Origin of the sequence: Paractinoplanes tereljensis (genome assembly GCF_016862435.1) — a bacterium.
Lineage (GTDB): Bacteria > Actinomycetota > Actinomycetes > Mycobacteriales > Micromonosporaceae > Actinoplanes > Actinoplanes tereljensis.
Genome location: NZ_BOMY01000002.1, coordinates 161,193 through 182,609, shown reverse-complemented (window position 1 = coordinate 182,609; position 21,417 = coordinate 161,193). Strand labels below are relative to the sequence as shown.

Below are 21,417 nucleotides of genomic sequence, written 5' to 3'. Positions count from 1 at the left end.
TCTCAGCCGTCCTTGCGGGTGCGCGGGTCGAGGAGCAGGTAGGCGATGTCGGCCAGCAGGTTCGCCACCAGAACCGCGATCGTGATGATCAGGAAGATGCCCTGCATCAGCGGGTAGTCCCGGGCGCCGAGCGCCTGCAGCAGCGTGAAGCCGAGACCGGGGTAGGAGAAGACGATCTCCACCAGCAGGGTGCCGCCGACGATGAAGCCGAGCGACAGCGCGAAGCCGGAGACGTTGGGCAGCAGCGCGTTGCGGGCCGCGTAGCTCAGCGCCACCCGCCGCTCGGACAGGCCCTTGGCATGCGCGACGGTGATGTAGTCCTCGCTGGCCACGGTCACCATCATGTTGCGCATGCTGAGGATCCAGCCGCTCACCGACGAGATCAGGATGGTCAGCGCGGGCAGCAGGCTGTGCTGGATCGCGCTCGGGATGAAGTACTGGTCCCAGGCCGGCACCAGGCCCGAGTCGAAGCCGCCGGACGACGGGAAGAAGCTGTCCGGGCCGGCCAGCAGGTAGATCGCGATGATGCCGAGCCAGAAGTACGGCACCGAGGAGAAGAACGTGGTGACCGGCAGCAGGCCGTCGGTCCACGAGCCGCGCCGCCAGCCGGCCAGCACGCCGAGGCTGGTGCCGAGGAAGAAGCTGATGATCGTGGTGACGCCGACCAGCAGCAGGGTCCAGGGCAGCGCCTGCGAGATGACCTGGGAGACCGGGGCCGGGAAGAAGGTGAAGGACAGGCCCAGGTCGCCGTGGAAGATCTGCTTCCAGTAGTCGACGTACTCGGCCCACATGCTCTTGTGCTTGTCCAGCCCGAACAGGATGTAGAGCGACTGCATCGCGTCGGTGCTGAGCTGGCCCTTGTACTTGGCGATCAGCGACTGCACCGGGTCGCCCGGCACCATCCGGGGGATGAAGAAGTTCAGGGTGATCGCGGCCCACGCGGTGAACACGTAGAACCCGATCCGCTGCAGGAAGTACTTCACTGGGCACCCGCCTTGTCGTACAGCCAGCACGCGGCCCAGTGGCCGGGCGCGTCGCCGATCTCCAGCCGGACCGGCAGATCGGTGCTGCATCGGGCCATCGCGGCCGGGCAGCGCGGGTGGAACCGGCAGCCGGACGGCGGGCGGATCAGGCTGGGCGGTTCGCCGTTGCCGCGGTCCTCGTCGAGCGGATTGAGGTCGCCGGTCAACCGGTCCGGGTCCGGGGCAGAATCGATCAACAGCCGGGTGTACGGGTGGGCCGGCGTCTGCGTGACGGTCTCGCTGTCGCCGCCCTCGACCATCCGGCCCGCGTACATCACCAGGGTCTCGTCGGCGAAGTACCGAGCCGACGCGATGTCGTGGGTGATGTACAGGATCGCCAGGTTGAGTCGTTCCTTGAGGTCCCGCAACAGGTTGAGCACGCCGAGCCGGATCGAGACGTCCAGCATGGACACCGGCTCGTCGGCCAGCAGGGCCTCCGGGTTGGCGCCGAGCGCGCGGGCGATCGCCACCCGCTGGCGCTGGCCGCCGGAGAGCTCGTGCGGGAACTTGTCGAGGTACCGCTCGGGCGGGGTGAGGCTGACCCGGGTGAGCAGCTCGGCCAGGGCGGTGTCCAGGTCGTCCCCGGCGTTGTGGTGGATCCTCAGCGCCCGGGTGAGGTGGTACCGGATGGTGTGCACCGGGTTCAGCGAGGCGAACGGGTCCTGGAAGATCATCTGGACCTGGGCCGCGTACCGCCGGAAGTTGCCGCCGCCCTTGACCGTCGTGCTCGTGCCGTGCAGCTGGATGTCCCCGCCGGTGCGCGGGTAGAGCTGGGCGAGCAGGCGGGCCACCGTGGACTTGCCGGAGCCGGACTCGCCGACCAGCGCGACCACCTGGCCGCGCCGCAGGGTCAGGTGCACGTCGTCGACGGCGTGCACCGCGTCGTGCTCTTTGCTGAAGAGATCGCGCAGTCGCCGGCGGACGGGGAAGTGCTTGGTCAGGCCGATCGCCTCAAGCACCACCTCGCCGGCCGGGGCCTTGGCGTCCTGGATAGACGTCATGCCGGGATTCCTTTGCGGGGGTGATGCCGCTCCCCGCCCGCAACGGGCGGGGAGCGGCGGGCGACGATCAGGAGTTGGCGGGCTTGAGGTGCAGCACGATGTCGAGCGCGTACGGCTGCGTGGGCTGCATGCCCGCGTACGGGTCGGCGTCGGACGGCCAGCCGGTCCAGTTCTTGGTGCTGTAGTCGCCACCCACGTTGTCGGAGCCGACCGGCAGCGCCGGGGCCTGCTCCACGAAGATCTTCTGGATCAGGTTCATCGCGGTGGTGCGGGCGTCGTCGCTGGTGGCGTTGGCGTACGCCTTGAGCGCGGCGGTCGCCTCGGGGCTCTTGAAGCGGCCGAAGTTGCCCTGCTGCGCGGCGGTGCCGAGCGGCTTGAGCAGGTCACCGTCCATGATGGTCTGGTAGATGTCGTACGGCGTGGCGCCGCCGTTCGTCCACCGCATCGAGGCCTCGAAGTCGCCCTTCTGCACGCTGGCGTCCCAGACGTCCTGGTTGGGCTTCTCCACCGTGGCCTGGATGCCGATCTCGGCGAAGTTGGTCTTGAGGATCTCCAGCGTGGTCTGGTAGTCCGACCACGGCGCCGGGTCGCTGAGCTTGATCTTGACCGGCTTGCCGGCCGGGTCGGTCAGCGTGGTGCCGTTCAGCTTGTAGCCCGCGCTCTGCAGCAGCGCCTTGGCGCCGGCCACGTCGACGGTGAACTTCTTGTCCTTGTACTCCGGCGCGATGAACGCGTCGCCGGCGCCGTCGGGCAGGCCGGTCACGCTGTTGATCTGCGGGTGGAAGTAACCGGCCTCGGCCTGGTTGAAGATGTCCGCCCGGTTGACGACCATGTTCATCGCCTGGCGCAGCTTCGGGTCGTCGAACGGCTTGACCGTGGTGTTGAGGTACAGCGCGTGGATGCCCAGCACGCCCGGCGCCCAGACCTTGTGGTTGGCCGGGTCCTTGGAGATGAAGGTGGCCTGGTAGTTCGGGATGAAGACGAAGCTCCACTCGGACTCGCCGTTGGCCAGCGCCGTGGTCTGCGCGCTGTTGTCCGCGTAGGACGTGTAGCGCAGCTCCTTGACCTTCGGCAGGTCCTGCCAGTAACCCTCGGTGCGCACGCTCAGCACGACGCCGGCCTGGGTGAAGGACTTCAGCGTGTACGGGCCGGAACCGATCGGGTTCTTGTTGATGTCGGTCGTCGGGTCGGCGATCTTCTCCCAGACGTGCTTCGGCACGATCGGGGTGCTCGCCATGATCTTGTTCTGGTTGACGAACTGCGGCGACGTGAACGTCACGTGCACGACGGCGCCGTTGACCGTGATGTCACCGAACGGGATCGCGTTGGCGTTCAGCGCCGGCTTGGTCTTGAGCAGCGTGAACGTGTAGGCCACGTCGTCGGCGGTGAGCTTCTGCCCGTCCGACCAGGTGGCGTTGTCGCGCACGGTGATGTCCGCCGACTTGTAGTCAGCGGCCCACTTGACCTCCTTGGCCAGCCACGGCTTGGCCGGGTCGGCCGGCTTGACCGGGTTCCACTGGGTCAGCGGCTCGTAGATCATCCACTTGTAGCCGAGCGCGTTGGCCGAGGACGTACCCGCGAAGGGGTTGTGGTTCTCGGTCTGCGTGCCGTTCGGCATGCCGATTCGCAGGTAGTCCACGCCGGCCTTGTTGGCGTTCGCGTTGTTGGCGTTGGGCGAGTCGCTGCACGCGGCGATACCGCCCGTGGCGAGCGTGCCCGCCAGGACGGCTGCGAACAGAGTCCTTCTCTGCATCGGTGCTCCTGAGAGGTGTTTTGGGTGAAGAGGGGTGCACGCCATCGCGGGGCCTGCCGGCTCCGTGGTGAGGGCGCGTTTCGGTAACCGACCGTCCAGCTGGCGGCGGTCGGGGGTGCTTACCGTTTGTTATTCGATGGTTGAGCCTCGTGTGACGAAGCTCGCCGGGATGACGGTCGGACGGTTGGGCAGGGGTGTGCCCTCGAAGTGGGCGAGCAGCGTACGAGCCGCGGCCTCGCCCATCTCGCGCAGCGGTTGATGCACGGTGCTCAGCGGCGGCTGGGTGTGTGCCGCCGTGGGGATGTCGTCGAAGCCGACGACCGCCACGTCCTGCGGGACGCGGCGGCCGGTGTCCTGAAGAGCCTGCATCGCGCCGAGCGCGGACAGGTCGTTGTGCGCGAAGACCGCGTCGAACGTGATGTTGTTCGCCAGTGCCGTCTGCACGGCAGCGATGCCGCAGTCCACAGTGAAGTCGCCGAGCGAGGTGCGCTCGGCCGGGATCGGATGGCCCGCGTCGGCGTAGACCGCGGCGAAACCGTCGGTGCGCTGGCTGGTGCAGCCGAAGCGCTCCGGACCGGTGATCACCAGCGGGCTGCGCCGGCCGATCCCCAACAGGTGGCGGGCCGCCGAGCCGGCCCCGTCGTGATTGGTGGTGCCGACGCTCGGGATCTCACCCGAGGTCTGGTCGCGGTCGTCGATGAGCACCACCGGCAGGCCGCGGCGGTGCAGGTTGGCGATGTAGTCGAGGGTGCCCTCGGGTTCGATGACCAGGAGACCGTCGAAGGACTTGGCGGACACCTGGGCGCCGAACTGGCGCATCGACTCCTCGCCGCGGTTGCAGGTGAACAGCAGCAGGCCGTACCGCTCGGTTTCCAGGACGTCGACCGCGCCCTGGATGACCTCGCCGATCCACGGCCAGGTCAGCGACGGCACGAGCATGCCCACCACCCGGGTGCGGCCGCGGGCCAGGCCCACGGCTCGGGAACTGGGCACGTAACCGAGCTCGTCGATCACGGCCCGGACCCGGGCGGCGGTCGACTCGTCCAGCTCACCCTTGCCGTTCAGCACCCGGGACACGGTCGTCTTGCTGACCTTCGCCCGGGCCGCCACGTCGGCGATGGTGATCGGCACTGGTCCTCCTGTGTCCATGCCCCCGATTGTCTCCGCCGGAGGCGGATCGTGTTGCCGGGGTATTGCGGAACCGGTTTCGGGACCGGTTCCGGCAGTTAACGACAGTGGTCCCCGTCACGTCAATGCGAAACAAACTTTATTTGTGTATCGCTACGGTAACCACGTCGAAATCATCCCGATTTAGGCGGCTGGGAGCGCTACCAAATGGGGTAGGACAATGCCCAAAGGGGCATCGATGAGGAGCCCCGCGTACGGCTCGCCGCGAGTCACGCCGCGATTGACGATCGCCACTCGGATGCCGAGCTTCGCGGCCCGCAAAACGAAGCGGCGGCCCGACATCACGGTCAGCGAGGAGCCGAGAACCAGCAGCGTACGGGCGCTTTCCACGAGCTCGAAGCTGCGCGTGACCCGGTGCGGCGGCACGGTTTCGCCGAAGTAGACGACGTCCGGCTTGAGCAGACCGCCGCAGCTCTCGCAATCGACCACGGTGAAACCGTCAAGCGACTCGTCGGCCAGCTCGGCGTCGCCGTCCGCGTTGAACGCCAGCGCCACCCCCGCGAACGTCGGATTGGCCTCGTCCAGCCGCCGGCCGTGGATCTCCCGCGGGGTCAGTTCGCCGCAGTCCAGGCAGGTGATCCGGGCCAGGTTGCCGTGCAGCTCGACCACATCGTTGGCGCCGGCCGCCTGGTGCAGGCCGTCTACGTTCTGGGTGATGATGCCGCCGACCGCGCCCTGCTGTTGCAGGGCGGCCACCGCACGGTGACCGTCGTTGGGGCGGGCCTCACCGATCGTGCGCCAGCCGAGGTGACTGCGCGCCCAGTAACGCCGCCGGGCGACCGGGTCGCCGGTGAACGTCTGGTAGGTCATCGGAGTACTGCGCCGGGCCGACCCCGACGGCCCGCGATAGTCCGGGATTCCCGAGTCGGTCGACAGGCCGGCCCCGCTCAGCACCACCACGCCGCCCTCGGCGATCCAGTCGCCCAGGGTGGCCATCTGCTCCACCACCTCGTGTTCCACCGGACAATGATCCCTCGTCCGTGGAACACGCCCGAAATGAGCACAACGAGTGGGACCCGTGCGCGTTGCGGCCGAAAACGGTAAGTTGATCCACGTGACAGCAGTGGCGCGTGTGCTTCCCCGGAACTGGGATGGCCACCGCCTGCTGCGCTTTCTTGCCGGGCTGGCGATGCTCGCTCTCGCCTTCACCAGTCCGGTTCCGGCCACGCCGATGGCGCCCCCGGCCGCGGTAACCGCGGAAGCCTCGACGACGGTCGCGGTGAGTGAGTCGGCTCCGGCGCCTTCCGCCGTACGCGTTCTGCCCGCGCCCCGGCCCACGCCGGCCGTCGCGATCATCGTGCTGGTGTCGCTCGTGGTTCTGGTCGGCGTCTCGACCCGCATCCGCGGCGAGCGGGCACCCCCGGCGATCGGGTAATTCTCCGGACTCTGGTCGTAACTCCGCACTCGCGCGATGACGGTCTGCTTTTCACCCGAGCAGGATGTCGCCCGCAGCGGAAGGCGTTGGTTCTATCCCGTACGGGCATAGGAAAACGCCGCGTGCCGAAAGGCGCGCCACTCAGCGCAACCTCCGCACGATGATCGCGTCTCTCGGTGAGGTGTTTCCGTGGAAACCGCCATGCACAGCTTTCTGGTGTCTCTCCCGCAGGCCGCCGCCCTCTGGGTGGTGATTCTCGGCGCCGTGCTGCTCGCGGCGGCGATGATCGCCCGCACCCAGCAGCCGTCGGTGCCCGCGGCCGTGACCGACAACCTTCGCTTCGCCGACGAGGTCGCGATAGCGGCCGACCGGGCCGCCACCACCGCCGCCCGCCGCCGGGCCGAATGGGCCACCGCGCAGGAACGGCTCGACGCCGCCTGGCTGGCCTACGACGTGGCCGACCGGTCCGCCCGGGAGGCCGCCAAGGCCGCCGCCTTCCCGTTGATCAGCAAGCGCCGCAAGCCGGACGAGAACCGGGCCCGGCAGCGTTATCTCCATCACGCCGCCAGCGCCGCCTGCCGCAACCAGGACCTCTCCATCGCGCAGCTGAACGACGTCTTCGCGCATCGCGGCTGGAACCCCCGGCTGCACCCGGTGGTGCAGGAGTCGTTGCTGCGTCAGGCGGTTCGGGCGCATCGCTTCGATGAGTATCAAATGGCCCTCGACGCCGAGCGTGCTTCCTGGCAGGAGGCCGAGTCGGCGGCCGACGCGCTGCGCAGTCTCCGGCTCGAGGCGGCCGCCGCGGTTACCCGGGCCGCGGCCGGGGAACCGGTCTCCGATGAACGCTGGTTTGCCGACCAATGGACCACGGCCGAGCTACCGGCAGCGGCCTGAAGTCGTGAGTGGAGGCGGCCCGCAATCGTCCGCGAGTGACAGGCCGGGCGGGTACCGTAACCGGCACGGACGACCGTGTTAGGGGGCCAGCAAGCGTGACGCAGACTCCGGCGGGTGCTTCCACATCCGTGGTCCGGATGCACCGGGCCGCAGTGGTGGAGGACGCTCTTCACGAGATCGTCGAGCGCCGGTTGCGCAACCGGGGCTGGCAGCCCGTGATCACCGCCTACACGGGCTATGGTGCGCCCGGCTGGGCGCGGGTGATGGGCCGGGTGGTGCTGACCCGGGGGGTCGATTCCCACAAGCGCCTGGAAAAGGTGCGCGGCTGGCGCAGCTTCCTCAGCTCGCCGGTCAGCAACATGGTGGTGCGCGTCCAGGTCGGCGACACCGTCACCGAGACCCGCACCGACCGCAGCGGTTACATCGACTGCCGGGTCAAGGGCGACCTCGCGCCCGGCTGGGCCAAGGCGCGCATCGCCGCCGAGGGCGCGACCACCGTCGAGGCGCCGATCCGGGTGGTCGACCCGGCCTGCAAGTTCGGCCTGATCTCCGACATCGACGACACGGTGATGGTCACCGCGCTGCCCCGGCCGCTGCTGGCCGCGTGGAACACCTTCGTCCTGGACGAGCACGCCCGGATGGCCGTGCCCGGCATGGCGGTGCTCTACGAGCGGCTGATCACGGCGAACGCCGGCGCCCCGGTGTTCTACCTGTCGACCGGTGCGTGGAACGTCGCACCGACGCTGAGCCGGTTCCTGTCCCGCCACCTGTACCCGGCGGGCCCGCTGCTGCTCACCGACTGGGGCCCGACCCCCGACCGCTGGTTCCGCAGCGGCCAGGAGCACAAGCGCAACACCCTGCGCCGGCTGGCCCAGGAATTCCCGCACGTCCGGTGGCTTCTCGTCGGCGACGACGGCCAGCACGACCAGGAGATCTACTCCGAGTTCGCGCACGCCCACCCGGAAAACGTGGCGGCCGTGGCGATCCGCCGCCTGTCACCCACCCAGGCGGTGCTGGCCGGCGCCATCCCTGGCCCGGCCGGCACCCCCGAGGCGGTCGGCTCGCACGGTAAGACGTGGTTTTCGGCCCCGGACGGGGCAGGACTATGGTCGCTACTCCGCGACACTGATGTTGTCTGACTCGGCTGCCCGCTGGTGCAGCCGCTGTCGCACCTCGTCAGGGGTGTACGCCCGTCGCTTCCGTTCGCCCCGGGCCACCACCACTCCGGTAGCCGCCACTCCTGCCAATCCGGCCAGACCCACTACTTTCCACCAACGCATCACCCGAGGATAGACACGTGGATGCCGCTATCAGCCTGGACCAGGCGATCGACCTGACGCGCACGGGTGACATCTGGATTTTCCGCGGCCGATCCGGCCCCGACCGGGCGATCCAGACCCTCACCAACAGCCCCGTCAATCACGTCGGGATGTCCCTGGTCATCGAGGACATGCCACCCCTGATGTGGCACGCCGAGCTGGGCAAGTCCCTGCCCGACCTGTGGTCCGGCACGTTCCAGCGCGGCGTCCAGCTGCACGACCTGCGGGACGCGGTGACGGTCTGGGCGCAGCGCTACGGCCAGCGCGGCTGGCTGCGCCAGCTGGAGCCGTCGGTGCCCCGCCCGATGGAGGACAAGGCCCTCAAGACGGTGGCCCGGCTGGACGGCACCCCGTTCCCGTCCTCGGCCCAGCTGGCCTGGCGCTGGGCCCGTGGCCGGGTGCCGCAGATCCGCCCGCGCCGGTGGCAGCGCGGCCCGGTGGGCGACGCGGCCCTGGAGACGGCGTACTGCGCCGAGGTGGTCGCGGTGACCTACGAGGACATGGGCCTGCTGCCGCGCCGGAACAACCCGAGCTGGTACGACCCGGGCCGGTTCTGGAGCGGCGACGACCTGGAGCTGGCCGCGGGCTTCACCCTGGGCGACGAGATCGAGGTCGACGTCCCGGCGACGTAACGCCTTTTCGCCGCCGACCCGTTGAGCTGGTGGGTCGGCGGCGTGATTTTTTATCGGCGGCCGAGGCGGCTGGACGAGGAGAAAGCGGCGGCGCCGCTGGTCCGTCCGGCCGTGGTGGGCGCTGCGCCGGCTGAGGTCTGGCCGCCGGAGCCCCGCCGGGGCCGGTTGCCGCCGCCGGTGGAACCGGCCGGCTCGGTGGTGTGGCCGGGTGCGGCGTGGGCCGCACCCCGGCCGCGGGCGCGGCCGGCACGGGCCGGCTGGCCCGCGCTGCGCTGCGTGGGGCGATCCGACGTGCTCGAAGACCAGACGGCCTCGCTCGACTGACCGGCCCGAGAGGGCTGCCCACCCCGAGAAGGCTGGGCCGCGCGCGAGGGCTGACCGCCGCGAGCGGACTGGCCGCCACGCGAGGACTGGCCCGCGCGAGACGGCTGGCCGCCGCGCGACTGCGGAGCAGCGCCGCGGGACGGCTGGCTGCTTCGGGCCGGCTGGGCCGTGCGGGTCGGCTGCGGGGCCGGGGCCGCCGTCACGAACCGGCGTTCGCCCGGGGCCAGCTCGGAGAGCAGCGGGTCACCGGGGCGGGTGCGGTTGGTGGTGGGGCGGACGCCGGCCTTGCGGGTCAGGTCGCGGACCTCGGCCTGCTGGTCGTCGGTCATCAGGGTGATCACCGTGCCCTGGGCACCGGCCCGAGCCGTGCGGCCGGAGCGGTGCAGGTAGGCCTTGTGCTCCACCGGCGGGTCGGCGTGGATCACCAGCGCCACGTCGTCGACGTGGATGCCGCGGGCCGCGATGTCGGTGGCCACCAGCGTCTCGGCGCTGCCGTCGGAGAAGGCGGCCAGGTTGCGGTTACGGGCGTTCTGGGCCAGGTTGCCGTGCAGCTCCACGGCCGGCACGCCGGCGGTGATCAGCTGCTTGGTCAGGACCTTGGCGCGGCGCTTGGTGCGGGTGAAGACCACCGAGCGGCCGGGAGCCGAGAGCAGGTCGACCAGGACGCCGAAGCGGTCGTCGCCGTGCACGTGCAGCACGTGGTGGGACATCTCGACCGGGGCCTCGGTGGCCGAGTCGACGGAGTGCGTGACCGGCTTGCGCATGAAGCGCTTGACCAGCACGTCGACCCCGTTGTCGAGGGTGGCCGAGAAGAGCAGGCGCTGGCCGTCGCGCGGGGTCTGCTCGAGCAGCCGGCGCACCACGGGCAGGAAGCCGAGGTCGGCCATGTGGTCGGCCTCGTCGAGAACCGTCACCTCGACCGAGTCGAGGGAGGCGTGGCCGCTGCGCAGGTGGTCGTCGAGCCGGCCGGGGCAGGCCACCAGCACGTCGACACCGGCCGCGAGGCCCTTGATCTGCGGGTTGGCGCCGACGCCGCCGAAGACGACGAGGGTGCGCAGGCCCAGCACCGCGGCCAGCGGGGCCAGGACGGCGTCGATCTGGGTCGCCAGCTCACGGGTGGGCGCCAGGATCAGCGCCCGCGGCCGGCGCGGCTTGCGCGGCGAACGCGAGGCGGCCAGGCGGGCCAGTACCGGCAGCGCGAACGCGTACGTCTTGCCGGAGCCGGTGCGGCCGCGACCGAGAACATCTCGGCCGGCGAGCGAGTCCGGCAGCGTGGCGGCCTGGATCGGGAACGGGGTGGTGATGCCGAGGCCGGCGAGCGCCTGCGTCAGGGCGGCGGGCACACCGAGCTCGGAAAAGGTCAACATGTAGTGGGAACTCCAAAGATGGTTAGGGGATCAAGACTACCCGCAGGTTCGCGAAGCAACCCTGCTGCACCCGGATGGGACCTGGTTAGCACTCAATCGCCTTCACCGTTCTCCTCAGTGCCCGGGACAACCCCCAACCCGGGCGTTACCGCGAGGAGATCCCCCCACCATGAGCGGTGCCCCCGTTGTTGTCGCTGACCGCCGTCGTTCGGACATCGTCCAGGAACACATGCCGCTTGTCGGTCACCTCGTCCGGGAGATGCTGGCCCGGGTTCCGGCGCACGTCAACCGCGACGACCTGATGTCCGCCGGTTACGCCGCCCTGGTGCACGCGGCCCGTGGTTTCGACGTCGACCGCGGCGTCCCGTTCGGCCGCTTCGCGGCGGCCCGGGTGCGCGGTGCCCTGCTGGACGAGCTGCGTGGCCTGGACTGGGCCAGCCGCTCGGTGCGGCAGCGGGCCCGGCGTACCGATTCGGCGCGCCAGGAGCTGACCGCGAAGCTGGGCCGCACCCCGACGATCCAGGAGGTCGCGGAGCACATGGGCGTCTCGGTCGAGGACATCTCGACCGCCGATGACGACGTGCACCGCGCGGTGGTGTTCAGCCTGCAGGGTTTCGCGACGGCGGCGGCCGACGACATGGTCACCGAGCCGAGTCTCGGCCCGGAGGAGATGCTGATCCGCCGGGAGCGGTTCGGCTACCTGAAGCACGCGGTGGACGCGCTGCCGGAGCGGTTGCGGGCGGTGGTGCAGGGCTACTTCTTCGACGAGCGGCCGATGGCCCGGATCGCCGAGGAGCTGGGTGTCACCGAGTCGCGGGTGTCGCAGCTGCGCGCCGAGGCCCTGGGCCTGCTGCGGGACGGCTTGAACACGCACCTCGACCCGTCCCTGGCGGCGGAGACCCCGCCGAAGGATGGCTGTGTGGCCCGTCGCCGGTCGGCGTACTACGAGCAGATCGGGGTGCGCGGCACGCTGCACTCCCGGCTGGCGATGACCAGCCCGGACGGCCTGCCCCGCGCCGCGTGACGAGACGCCGCGTAACCGGATGAAGAACAGTGCCCGCCGCCGGGGAAGGCGGCGGGCACTGTTCGTCAGCCCGCGCAGGTGCCGGCCTTCTTCTGCGCGGCGATGGCCTTGGCCGCACCCAGCCGGTAGAGCGCCAGGCCTTCCTTGGCCGGCTCCAGCTTCCAGGCGTTGTTCTCGTACACCATCGTGTAGGACTGGGCCGCGACCAGCTGCTTGGCGATCACGATCGCCTTGTCCTGGCCCTCCATCCGGGCGCTGGTGAGCTGGATCGCCAGGCCCTTGCGGGAACAGGCCTGGTTCAGCTTGACGTAGTCGTCCTTGCTGATCGACTGCTTGCCCGCCGAGGTGTACATGTCCCAGGCCCCGGCGAAGTCGCCGCCGGCGAAGCGGTCGAAGACGGTCTGCGCGGCGGACCGGGCGCCGTCGACGGTCTTCGGCTCGGGGCCACCGGCGACGGCCGCGGCGGCGTTACCGGCCGGCTTGTCGTCGTCGCCGGAGCACGCGGTGACCAGGGTGAGAGCGGCGGCCGCGGTGAGGGCGAGCGCACCAAAACGTCGGATCGGGTGGTCGTGGGTCATGCCGGGACTAATCGGGATCGACCGTTGCGCGTAACGGCTCGCCAGCGAACTTGACGGATTGATGACACTTGCGCGGGGCGCCGTTACCTCGATGGCCCTGGTGTATTCTGAGCGTTTGTCGAGACAATAAAAAAGACGCTCAAGATAATGAGCGTCAACGCGACGAATGATAGCACAAAGGGGAGTGGCATTGTCAAGTTTCGCCGCGGAGCAGGCGTACCTCACCACCCTCTACGAACGGCTGGACGGCCTGCGCGATCAGGCTGACCAGCGACTCAAGGCGATTCTGCTGGAGTCCGGTGGCACCCCGCAGGGCCGTGCTCAGCGCGAGGCCAACCGCAGCCATTACGCCGAGCAGTTGGCGCAGATGAACGCGGTGGAGAACGGCCTCTGTTTCGGCCGTCTTGATTTCCACACGGACGAAAAGCGCTATATCGGCCGGCTCGGGTTGTCCGCTCCGGAACACGATCGTGACCCCCTGCTGGTCGACTGGCGGGCCCCCGCCGCCCGCGCCTTCTACCTGGCGACCGCGGTTTCTCCGGACGGCGTGAAGCGCCGCCGGCACCTGCGCACCAAGGGGCGCACGCTGACCGCGATCGACGACGAGGTGCTCGACCTCGAGGCGGGCGTCACCGGCGGCCGCGAGGACGTCACCGGCGAGGCCGCGCTGCTGTCCGCGCTGACCGCCGAGCGCACCGGCCGGATGCGCGACATCGTCGAGACCATCCAGGCCGAGCAGGATGAAGTGATCCGGGCCGGGCTCAACGGCGTCATGGTGGTGCAGGGCGGGCCGGGCACCGGCAAGACCGCGGTGGCGCTGCACCGCGCCGCCTTCCTGCTCTACACCTACCGCGCCCAGCTCACCAAGCAGGGCGTGCTGATCCTCGGGCCGAACACCACCTTCCTGCGCTACATCTCCCAGGTGCTGCCGTCGCTGGCCGAGACCGGGGTGCTGCTGGCGACGCTCGGCGACATGTTCCCCGGCGTGCGCGCGCGGGCCACCGAGTCGCCGGCCGCGGCCGCGGTGAAGGGCCGGCTCGGCATGCTCGAGGTGCTGGCCCGGGCGGTCGAGGACCGCCAAACGGTGCCCGACGACTACATCGAGGTCGACCACGACGGTTACCCGCTGCGCATCGAGCGCACCGTGCTGGAGGACGCCCGGGCTGCGGCCCGACGCTCCGGCCGCCCGCACAACGTGGCCCGGGCGATCTTCGTGACCGAGGCGATCCACGCGCTGAGCCTGCAGATCGCCGACAAGATCGGCGCCGACCCGCTCGGTGGCGACAATCTGCTGTCCGCGGCCGATCTGGCCGAGACCCGCCGGGAGCTGCGCGAGGACATCGACGTGCAGATGGCGCTGTTCGACTTCTGGCCGGTCCTCACGCCCCGCCAGGTGCTGCGCGACCTGCTCAGCGACGCCGACCGGCTGGCCTCGGCGGGTGGCGACCCGCTGCTGCTGCGCACCCGGGAGCACCGGTTCACCCCGGCCGACGTGCCGCTTCTCGACGAGCTGGCCGAGCTGCTCGGCGTCGACGAGACGCTGCAGAAACGGCAGGCGGCGCAGGTGCGGCGGGAGGCGATCGAATACGCCGAGGGCGTCCTGGAGATCGTCGAGGGTTCCCGCTCACTCGACTTCGAGGACCAGGAGGAGGAGATCCTCTCGGCGACCGACGTGGTCGACGCGAGCGCTTTCGTCGAACGGCACGAGGAGATCGACACCCGCACGGCCGCCGAGCGGGCCGCCGCCGACCGCAGCTGGGTCTTCGGCCACGTGATCGTCGACGAGGCGCAGGAACTGTCGCCGATGGCCTGGCGGCTGCTGATGCGCCGCTGCCCGAGCCGGTCGATGACGGTGGTCGGCGACGTCGCGCAAACGTCGGAGTTGGCCGGCAGCACCGGCTGGGACCAGGTCTTCGAGCCCTACGTCGCGCAGCGCTGGCACCTCGTCGAGCTGACCGTCAACTACCGCACGCCGGCCGAGGTGATGACGGTCGCGGCCGACGTCCTGGCCGCGGTCGACCCGGCGCTGCAGCCGCCCCGGTCGGTGCGATCCGCAGGCGTCGCACCCTGGTCACTCCGGGTGCCGCGGGCCGCGCTTCCGGCCGAGATCATTGCGGCGGTACGGGTGGAAGCCGCCGAAGTGGGCGACGGCCGGGTCGGGGTGCTGGTGCCCACGGCACTGGAAGAGGAACTGGGTCGCCAGCTGGTCGAGGCGGTGCCCGGCGCGGCCGTGGGGGAGCAGCCCGACCTGCTCAACCAGATCGTGCTGATGACCGTACGGCAGGCGAAGGGTCTGGAATTCGATGCGGTGATCGTCGTGGAGCCGGACGAGATCATCGCGGAGAGCCCACGCGGCCTGTCCGACCTTTACGTGGCGGTCACCCGGGCCACCCGCCGCCTCGGCGTCCTGCACAGCGCCGACCTGCCCAAGGTGCTCAGCGCCCTGGCGGACTGAACCGGAACGGGCCCGGCGTCGAGAGACGCCGGGCCCGGAAAATCATGAAAAATCAGACAACGGCCATCGAGCTGCGCGGGGTGCGGCCGTGCGTGGTGTGGCCGTGCGCGTTGGTCATCGCGAGCCGGCTGTTCATCGACGTGTTGTTGGCGATGTTGGCGTAGTAGCTGGCGCGGCGGCGGGCCGTGATGCTGTCCGGGTTGTCGGGGACCGGCGCCATGTCCGGGTTGAGGTGCGTGTTCAGGCCGTCCTTGAGCAGCGACAGGGCCTCGGCCCGCAGCTGGCTGATCCGGCTCTCGGTCACGCCGAGGTCGGCCGCGATGTCGGCCATCGGGCGCTCGTTGAGGAAGTACTCGGTGATGACGACCTGCAGCCGGTCCGGCAGCGAGCCGATCGCGTGGTGCAGGTAGCCGATCTGCTCACGGCGCAGCAGCATGTCCTCCGGGCCCGGGGTCTTCTCGGTGACCAGGTCGTCGGCGCTGCTGGTGGTGAAGCCCTGCAGCGACAGCACGGTCGCGCGCTGCACGTCGGTGTCGGTGCGCTGCAGGTCGTTGGTGGTGGTGCCGAGCGCCTGGGCCAGCTCGTCCGAGCTCGGCGTCCGGCCCAGCGTGGTGGTCAGCTGCTGGCGGGTGGTGTCGGTGGCGCGGGCCTTGGTGCGCACCGAGCGGGTGGCCCAGTCCAGGGCGCGCAGCTCGTCCAGGATGGCGCCGCGGATGCGGGTGCTGGCGAAGCGGTGGAACGGGATGCCGCGGTCCGGGTCCCAGCCGCGGGCCGCGGTCACCAGGGCGTGCAGGCCGGCGCTGGTCAGGTCGTCGCGGTGGATGTGGTTGGGGATCCGGGTGAGCATGTCCCGCACCAGGTGGCCGACCAGCGGCATGTGCGTGCGGATCAGCTCTTCCTGCTCGGCGGCGGAGAGCACGGTAGCGGCGGGCGCGGTGTCGGCTGCGTTCGTCACGATGGTGTTCATGTGTGCTCCCCCGGTTTGTTGGTCGGGCGGCTCGCTTGCGCGGCCACCCGGCTGACAGGAGGAAACTTTGGTCGGCCTCGGGTACTCCTTTCGGTCACGACCAGGTGCGTAACGGTTGCTGTGTTTCAGACCTTGCGGCTGCGGGGCACGCTGGTCCCATGGACCTCTCCGACACCGGCACCACCGTGAACGTCATCGCCGGGATCGCGATCGCCCTGGGTGTGGTGGGGGTGGTGATTCCGGTGGTTCCGGGGTTGCTGCTGAGCTGGCTCGGCGTGCTCGCGTGGGCGCTGCTCGGCGACGGTTCGGGCACCGTCAAGTGGCTGGTGCTGGTGATCGCCACCCTGGTAGCGACGCTCGGGGCACTGGTGAAGTACCTACTGCCGGGTCGGCGGCTGAAGAGCGCGGGAATCCCCAACACGGCGCTGCTGGCCGGCGGAGTGCTCGGCCTGGTCGGGTTCTTCGTGATCCCGGTGGTCGGGTTGATCCTCGGCTTCGTGCTCGGGGTGTTCCTGGTCGAGCAGGCCCGGCTCGGGCCGGGTCAGGCGTGGCCGTCGACCAAGAAGGCGCTCGGTGCGGCCGGGATGGCCATGCTGATCGAGTTCACCGCCGCGCTCGGCGTCGCCGTGGTCTGGGTGTTCGGTCTCATCCTTGGTTGACTCTCGCGCGCGGCCCACGCCGTCGGCGCTGGGTCAGCAGTAACAGCAGGGGAGTGCCGGCCAGCACCAGCGCGACCCCACCGGCCGCCATCACCGTCGTCGCGCCCGGACCGGACGAGTGGACCGCCGGTGCGGCGGCCTTCGTCGCGGTGGTCGACTCGGCCTTCGCGTCGGTGGTCGCGGCGTTGCGGGCGGCGATGTCCTCCGGGGTGACCAGCTTGCCGACCGACGAGTCGGCGGGCTGCGCGAAGCCCCAGTCGAGCAGCGCGGCCCCCTGCTGCCAGCCGCGCTGCGGGTGCGCCTCGGCGCCGAGCAGGGTCACCACCAGGCGCCGGCCGTTGCGCTGGGCGCCGCCGACGTAACTGTGCCGGGCCACCGTGGTGAAGCCGGTCTTGCCACCCATCGCGCCCGGGTAGTTGTAGATCAGCTTGTTCTCGTTCTGGATCTGGAAGCCCTTTTGCTTCACCTGCGGCTGGGCCGGCATCTGCGTGGTCTTGGTGAGCACGTACTTGCGGAAGTCGGCGTTCGCGAAGTCCTTGCGGGCGATCAGCGCCAGGTCGTACGCGCTGGTGAACTGGCCCTTGCCGTCCAGGCCGCTGGGCGTGACCGCGTGCGTCTGGAACGCGCCCAGCCGCTTCGCCTCGGCGTTCATCGCGGCCACTGTCTTGGCCACCCCGTCCGAGCCGCCGCCGGCGGCCGTCCGGGCCAGCGCGTTCGCGGCGTCGTTGCCGGAGTTGAGCAGCAGCCCCAGCCAGAGCGTGGAGATCTTGTACTTCCCGCCCACCACGATGCCGACCGCCGAGCTGTTGACCTCGATGTCCAGGTCGCTGGCCACCGTGGTGATCGTCTGGTTGGGGTCGAGCTTGTCCATGATCGTCGCGGCCAGCAGCGTCTTCTGCACGCTGGCCGGGGTCTGGTAGACGTGCGGCCCGCAGGCGCCCAGCACCTCGCCGGTGTCCAGGTCGGCGACGATCCAGGTGGTGGCGGTGACCGCCGGCGGCTGTTTCGCGCCGGCCGGGATGACCAGGCCGTGGGTGGCCAGGGCGTCGCCGCCGACCGCGCTGTTGACCGGATCGTCGGCCGGCGGCACCGGGCGCGGCGGGATGCCGGCCGGCTTGGCGACCTTCGGCTTGGGGCAGGGGATGTCCGCCGCGGCGGCCGGGGAGGCCGGAACGACGGCCGCCGCCGCGGCGAGGAGGAGTGCGGCGAGGGTTGCCGGAACACGGATCAAGGCCAGGAGACTCCCGCGTCGAGTCGCTGATCAAGCAACTGGGCCAGGGGCATGGTCTCGCCGTCGCCGCCGCCCGCGCCGACGATCAGCCGGGGGGTGCTCGGGGTCAGGTCGGCGCCGGTGAACCGGGCGCGCAGCGAGGCCGGGACGGTCAGCACGTAATACTCCCCGCTCGCGCCGACGGCGACCGAGCGGTTGGATTTCAAATACCAGCCCTTCGCCTTCGTCCGGTACGTCGCGTGGCCGTCGAAGCTGCGGGCGGCCAGGGGATGCGGCGGGAGGCCGCGCTCGGCGGCCCGGCGGACGAAATCGGTGAGCAGGACTCCGGCCTCGCGAGCCTCGGCTTCCCGGCTCGCGGCCTGCGCGGCCGCGTGCCCGGCGATGGCTTGCCGGCGCTGTTCGTTCCACGCCGTCCGTTCGTCCATGCCTGCGACCCTAGGTGATCCACACGCCTCCGGCCAGCCGCACATTGCTCTCTGTTTCCTGTGAATGTCGGTCCCGCCATTTGAATAACGGCGAGAAAGAATTGCGAAATTTGGTTCGATGAGTTGCGCGGGATGCCGGTTTCGAGCAAGACTGGGCGCGGTTGATCGGATTAACTCGGATCTGATTTTACGGGAGCGGATATGGCGCGGCAGGTCATCACAACACTGATCGACGATCTGGACGGAAAGAAGGCCGACCGCACCGTCGAGTTCAGCCTGGACGGCATTAGCTACACGATCGACCTTTCCGAGGCCAATGCTGGGAAGCTTCGTAAGGCGCTCGACCCGTTCATCAGCGCGGGCACCCGGCTCGGTCGCGGCCCCGGCCGGATCGGCGCCCGCCGGGGCGTTCCCAGCCGCACCGCGGGTTCTCGCGACGAGAACCGGCTGATCCGCGAGTGGGCCCAGGCCAACGGTCACCAGATTTCCGAGCGAGGCCGCATTCCGCAGTCCGTTACAGACGCGTACCGGGCAGCTCACTAATCAGTTGCGGAGCGTCGGCAGGCGCTCCGCGACTGATTCCAGGACCTTTTCGTCGCCGGCGTACCAGCTCGACGCGCGCGGCCAATGGGTGATGGCGTCGGTGAAGCCGAGGTCGGCAGCGCGGCCGATCGCTTCGGTGAAGGCGTCGACGCTGGTCATCGAATAACGCGGGGACGAGTCCAGGTTCAGATAGCGCGGGATCGCGTCCAGCGGGCGGCCGGCCGCGTTCAGGGCTTCGGCGAAACGGGCCGAGATCTCGGCCACTCCGCGCCACCACGACTCGAGATCGTCGGCCGCCGGGCCGGTGGTCACCCAGCCGTCGCCGTGCCGGGCGGCCAGCCGCAGCGCCCGCGGGCCGTTGGCCGCCACCACGAACGGCGGCCGCGGCTGCTGCGTCGGGCCGGGAATGCTGCGCGCGTCGACCGCGGTGTAGAACTCCCCGCGGTGCGTAGTGGCCGGGTTGGTCAGGATCGTGCCGAGCAGGTCGAGGAACTCGGTGAACCGGTCCACCCGCCGGCCCGGCGTCAGTTCCGGCTCGCCGAGAACCGCCGAGTCGAAACCGATCCCGCCGGCGCCCAGCCCGAGCAGCAACCGGCCGCCGGAGATGTCGTCGAGCGCGGTGACCTCCCGGGCGAAGTGCACCGGGTGCCGGAAGTTCGGCGACGCGACGTAGGTGCCCAGCTTGATCGTGCTGGTCACGCCGGCCGCCGCGGTCAGGGTCGGCACCGCGTCGAACCACGGGCCGTCGATCAGGTCCCGCCAGCCGAGGTGGTCGTAGGTCCAGGCGTGGTCGAAGCCGTACTCCTCGGCGCGCCGCCACCGCTCGGAGGCGACCGACCAGCGCTGGTCGGGGAGGATCACGATGCCGATGCGCATATCCGGACGCTATCTCAGGCCAGGCGGAGCGCCTCGCCGTGGTCGGGGTCGGCGGCCGCGGCGAACGCCTCGAGAGCCCGCAGCAGGTCCTGCCGGTCGTCGTCGGGCATCCGCTCGAGCACCACGGCAAGGGCCGCGCGGCGCCGCTCGCGCAACTCGTCGAGCAGCCGCCGGGCGGCCGGGGTGATCATCAGCCGCACCTCGCGGCGGTCCCGGGGGTCGGGCACCCGGCGCAGCAGGCCGGTCGCCTCGAGCCGGTCGCACAGCCGGCTCGCCGACGACGGCACCACGTCGAGCGCCTCGGCCAGCCGGCTCATGTTGGTGTGCCGGGTGGCCGAGATGATGGTGAGCACCCGCAACTGGGCCGGCGGAACGGCCGGCGACTGGGCGTCGCTCGTGCTGAGCACGGACACGAGGGACTCGACCGCCGATTCGACGGCCGCGGCGACGTCGGTGACCCGGTCGTCCATGTATGTGTCCCTGTTCTGCCGTGCTTGATGCGCGGAGGCGACCTGCCCTCTACCCCCACGGCGGGTGGATCATGCCGCTTGGCGGAGCCAATCCAAGCAGACAATCACGGCATCGTCCTCCGCGTCGGTCCCCGCATGGTAGTCGCGGAGGCTTCGCAGCACGGTGCCGACCGCCTCGGACGGCGGCTGCAGCCGGGTCGAGCGCAGCGCGGTGAGCAGCGCGGCCGAACCGAAGTCCGGGCCGCCGCCGGGGGCCGCGGCGTGCACGCCGTCGCTGACCACCAGCAGCCGGTCGGCCGGTTCCAGCTGGACTTTCTGGATCTCGTAACGGGTGTCGCCGAACATCCCGAGCGGCAGTTGCTGCTCCAGCGTGACCTGTCGGATGTCGCCGTTGCGGGCGATCATCGCGCGCGGCGAGCCGGCGTCCACCGCCTCGACCGCGCCGCTGATCAGATCGATCTCCAGCAGCAGGGTGGCCACGTGCGCGTTGCCGCCGTTCCGGGAGTAGATCGCGTCCGAGGCCAGCTCGGCCTGCTCGACGATGTTGGCGCCGGACCGGCGGGCGTTGCGCATCGCGTTCACCGCCACGGCGGTCAACAGGGTCGCCTCGAGTCCGTCACCGCTGCCGTTCAGCACGGTCGCCGTGATCCGGTCGCCGGTGAGTGCCCAGTCGTAGTGGTCGCCGTAGACGGCGTACGCCGGTTCAAGCGCGCCGGCCAGCCGGAACCGCTCGCCGCTGAGCGAGCGCCCGGGCAGCAGGTCCCACTGGAGTTCGGCGGCCATGGTGAGGCGCTGCTTGCGGCGCGCGTGGTGGTAGCGGTCGGTGTCCCGGTCGGCGGTGCGCAGGGCCATGGCGAGCTCGCCGGCAATGGCGTGCATCTCCTCGATGGCCGTGCGGGACGGCGGCGTGCCGGTTTCGATCCGCAGCACGCCGAGCCGGTCACCCCAGACGGTGAGCGGCAGGATCAGCCGGGTCGGGCCGTCCGGCCGCGGGTCGATCTGCGGTTGCTGGCTGCCGAAGCAGCGCTGTTCGAGCGGCCCGCCGGCCGGCCCGTCGGGGTCGAGCAGGGGTCGCAGGGCGGACAGGCTCAGGTCACCCAGCAGCACCTCCACGCCCTCGGCGGCGTAGCGGGTGCGCAGGTGTTCGGCGGTGACCTCGGGAAGGCGATCGGGTGGCGCCGCGCGGAGCGATACGCCCACCGATGTCGGGCCGTCGGACACTCGATCTCCCTTCAGTAGTCGGAAGCGCTGCACGGTCAGCAATAGTTGCCGGACGGCAAGCATGATAGTGCCTGCTCCGGTACGGGAGTGACG

The 21,417-nt window shown here is 70.4% G+C and carries 21 protein-coding genes; 8 read left to right on the top strand and 13 right to left on the bottom strand.

Annotation, left to right across the window (positions count from 1 at the left end):
• Positions 1-2 precede the first annotated feature (2 nt).
• From Ate02nite_RS02170 to Ate02nite_RS02150, 5 genes are all read right to left on the bottom strand, one after another.
• On the bottom strand, positions 3-983 hold the full coding sequence (locus tag Ate02nite_RS02170; protein WP_203798061.1) for an ABC transporter permease: 981 nt from the start codon (positions 981-983) through the stop codon (positions 3-5).
• Complete coding sequence (locus Ate02nite_RS02165) at positions 980-2,023, bottom strand: ABC transporter ATP-binding protein (protein ID WP_203798059.1); 1,044 nt, start codon at positions 2,021-2,023, stop codon at positions 980-982. The genes Ate02nite_RS02170 and Ate02nite_RS02165 overlap by 4 nt, the downstream gene beginning before the upstream one ends.
• Positions 2,024-2,090: 67 nt before the next feature.
• Positions 2,091-3,776 (bottom strand): ABC transporter substrate-binding protein, encoded by a 1,686-nt coding sequence (locus tag Ate02nite_RS02160; RefSeq protein ID WP_203798057.1) that lies wholly within the window; start codon positions 3,774-3,776, stop codon positions 2,091-2,093.
• Between the two features lie 129 nt (positions 3,777-3,905).
• Positions 3,906-4,907, bottom strand: a complete 1,002-nt coding sequence (locus tag Ate02nite_RS02155; RefSeq protein WP_203798055.1) for a LacI family DNA-binding transcriptional regulator — start codon at positions 4,905-4,907, stop codon at positions 3,906-3,908.
• 180 nt (positions 4,908-5,087) lie between these two features.
• Positions 5,088-5,900 (bottom strand): NAD-dependent protein deacetylase, encoded by an 813-nt coding sequence (locus Ate02nite_RS02150; protein ID WP_203798913.1) that lies wholly within the window; start codon positions 5,898-5,900, stop codon positions 5,088-5,090.
• Positions 5,901-6,018: 118 nt separating this feature from the next.
• Between Ate02nite_RS02150 and Ate02nite_RS02145 the strand changes: the two genes are divergently transcribed.
• From Ate02nite_RS02145 to Ate02nite_RS02130, 4 genes are all read left to right on the top strand, one after another.
• A complete protein-coding gene (locus tag Ate02nite_RS02145) occupies positions 6,019-6,339 on the top strand; it encodes a hypothetical protein (RefSeq protein WP_203798053.1) in 321 nt (106 codons plus the stop codon).
• Positions 6,340-6,528: 189 nt separating this feature from the next.
• Positions 6,529-7,233 carry a hypothetical protein gene (locus Ate02nite_RS02140; protein ID WP_203798051.1) on the top strand — a complete coding sequence of 235 codons (705 nt, stop codon included), beginning with the start codon at positions 6,529-6,531 and terminating at the stop codon, positions 7,231-7,233.
• Between the two features lie 137 nt (positions 7,234-7,370).
• Entirely contained in the window at positions 7,371-8,372 is a 1,002-nt protein-coding gene (locus tag Ate02nite_RS02135; RefSeq protein ID WP_203798911.1) for an App1 family protein phosphatidate phosphatase, read from the top strand.
• Between the two features lie 158 nt (positions 8,373-8,530).
• Positions 8,531-9,184 carry a hypothetical protein gene (locus Ate02nite_RS02130; protein WP_203798048.1) on the top strand — a complete coding sequence of 218 codons (654 nt, stop codon included), beginning with the start codon at positions 8,531-8,533 and terminating at the stop codon, positions 9,182-9,184.
• Positions 9,185-9,234: 50 nt separating this feature from the next.
• Here the strand turns inward: Ate02nite_RS02130 and Ate02nite_RS02125 are convergent, their stop codons facing one another.
• A complete protein-coding gene (locus Ate02nite_RS02125) occupies positions 9,235-10,875 on the bottom strand; it encodes a DEAD/DEAH box helicase (RefSeq protein ID WP_203798046.1) in 1,641 nt (546 codons plus the stop codon).
• 169 nt (positions 10,876-11,044) lie between these two features.
• Here Ate02nite_RS02125 and Ate02nite_RS02120 point away from each other — a divergent pair, with 169 nt between their 5' ends.
• A complete protein-coding gene (locus Ate02nite_RS02120) occupies positions 11,045-11,899 on the top strand; it encodes a sigma-70 family RNA polymerase sigma factor (RefSeq protein WP_203798044.1) in 855 nt (284 codons plus the stop codon).
• A gap of 65 nt (positions 11,900-11,964) precedes the next feature.
• On the opposite strand, the gene Ate02nite_RS02115 is transcribed toward Ate02nite_RS02120, so the two are convergent.
• Positions 11,965-12,477 carry a hypothetical protein gene (locus tag Ate02nite_RS02115; protein WP_203798043.1) on the bottom strand — a complete coding sequence of 171 codons (513 nt, stop codon included), beginning with the start codon at positions 12,475-12,477 and terminating at the stop codon, positions 11,965-11,967.
• Positions 12,478-12,643: 166 nt separating this feature from the next.
• Here Ate02nite_RS02115 and Ate02nite_RS02110 point away from each other — a divergent pair, with 166 nt between their 5' ends.
• A complete protein-coding gene (locus tag Ate02nite_RS02110; RefSeq protein WP_203798041.1) occupies positions 12,644-14,932 on the top strand; it encodes a HelD family protein in 2,289 nt (762 codons plus the stop codon).
• 52 nt (positions 14,933-14,984) lie between these two features.
• Here the strand turns inward: Ate02nite_RS02110 and Ate02nite_RS02105 are convergent, their stop codons facing one another.
• On the bottom strand, positions 14,985-15,899 hold the full coding sequence (locus tag Ate02nite_RS02105; RefSeq protein ID WP_203798039.1) for a sigma-70 family RNA polymerase sigma factor: 915 nt from the start codon (positions 15,897-15,899) through the stop codon (positions 14,985-14,987).
• A gap of 158 nt (positions 15,900-16,057) precedes the next feature.
• On the opposite strand from Ate02nite_RS02105, the gene Ate02nite_RS02100 reads away from it, so the two are divergent.
• Entirely contained in the window at positions 16,058-16,558 is a 501-nt protein-coding gene (locus tag Ate02nite_RS02100) for a DUF456 domain-containing protein (RefSeq protein ID WP_203798037.1), read from the top strand.
• On the opposite strand, the gene Ate02nite_RS02095 is transcribed toward Ate02nite_RS02100, so the two are convergent.
• Positions 16,545-17,789, bottom strand: a complete 1,245-nt coding sequence (locus tag Ate02nite_RS02095; protein WP_239147063.1) for a D-alanyl-D-alanine carboxypeptidase family protein — start codon at positions 17,787-17,789, stop codon at positions 16,545-16,547. The two genes, Ate02nite_RS02100 and Ate02nite_RS02095, sit on opposite strands and share 14 nt — an antisense overlap.
• Entirely contained in the window at positions 17,786-18,214 is a 429-nt protein-coding gene (locus tag Ate02nite_RS02090; protein ID WP_203798035.1) for a hypothetical protein, read from the bottom strand. Before Ate02nite_RS02090 ends, Ate02nite_RS02095 begins: the two co-directional genes overlap by 4 nt.
• 201 nt (positions 18,215-18,415) lie before the next feature.
• On the opposite strand from Ate02nite_RS02090, the gene Ate02nite_RS02085 reads away from it, so the two are divergent.
• On the top strand, positions 18,416-18,757 hold the full coding sequence (locus Ate02nite_RS02085; RefSeq protein ID WP_203798034.1) for a histone-like nucleoid-structuring protein Lsr2: 342 nt from the start codon (positions 18,416-18,418) through the stop codon (positions 18,755-18,757).
• Here the strand turns inward: Ate02nite_RS02085 and Ate02nite_RS02080 are convergent, their stop codons facing one another.
• The 3 genes from Ate02nite_RS02080 to Ate02nite_RS02070 all read right to left on the bottom strand — a co-directional run bounded on the left by Ate02nite_RS02080 (position 18,758) and on the right by Ate02nite_RS02070 (position 21,324).
• Complete coding sequence (locus Ate02nite_RS02080) at positions 18,758-19,633, bottom strand: LLM class flavin-dependent oxidoreductase (protein WP_203798033.1); 876 nt, start codon at positions 19,631-19,633, stop codon at positions 18,758-18,760.
• A gap of 14 nt (positions 19,634-19,647) precedes the next feature.
• A complete protein-coding gene (locus tag Ate02nite_RS02075) occupies positions 19,648-20,103 on the bottom strand; it encodes a MarR family transcriptional regulator (RefSeq protein WP_203798031.1) in 456 nt (151 codons plus the stop codon).
• A gap of 69 nt (positions 20,104-20,172) precedes the next feature.
• Positions 20,173-21,324, bottom strand: a complete 1,152-nt coding sequence (locus Ate02nite_RS02070; RefSeq protein ID WP_239147062.1) for a PP2C family protein-serine/threonine phosphatase — start codon at positions 21,322-21,324, stop codon at positions 20,173-20,175.
• Positions 21,325-21,417: the final 93 nt, after the last annotated feature.